This window comes from Pseudomonas sp. 65/3-MNA-CIBAN-0223 (assembly GCF_040310425.1).
Classification (GTDB): Bacteria; Pseudomonadota; Gammaproteobacteria; order Pseudomonadales; family Pseudomonadaceae; genus Aquipseudomonas; species Aquipseudomonas gregormendelii.
Genome location: NZ_JBEOPV010000062.1, coordinates 1 through 449 on the forward strand (window position 1 = coordinate 1; position 449 = coordinate 449).

Here is a 449-nt window from a genome sequence, read left to right on the forward strand (position 1 = left end):
CAGCACTACCTCCCGCTGATCGAACGCAAGCCCGGTGCGCTGCGCAACGGCGCGCCCTTTGCTGATCTGCCGGCGCCGCTGCGTCAGCTTAAGCACGGTCTGGGGCGTCATGCCGGCGGTGACCGGATCATGGCGCAAGTTCTGGCTGCCGTACCAGTCGCCGGGCTCGATGCGGTGCTGGTGGCTGTTGAGCTGGTACTGGAAAGCGGCAGCCTGAGCGCCGAACACATCCTCAATGTCGTGGCGCGCCTGGCCGCGACCGAACCACCACCCAGCGTCGAAACCCACTTGTCGCTCAAGGAAGCCCCCGTCGCTAACACGGCGCGCTACGACCGCCTGCGTGGCCAGGCCGAGGAGGTCGGTCATGCGTGATTTGATGGCGGAACTCAAGGAGCTGCGCCTGCACGGCATGGCCACGGCCTGGGCGGAGTTAACTGCACAGGGTGAGT

The 449-nt window shown here is 66.4% G+C and carries 2 pseudogenes; both read left to right on the forward strand.

The window, feature by feature from the left end:
* Positions 1-372 (forward strand): annotated as a pseudogene (locus AAEZ09_RS27910) (IS21 family transposase); the annotation flags it as partial.
* Positions 365-449, forward strand: a pseudogene (locus AAEZ09_RS27915) (AAA family ATPase); the annotation flags it as partial. The pseudogenes AAEZ09_RS27910 and AAEZ09_RS27915, both read left to right, overlap by 8 nt.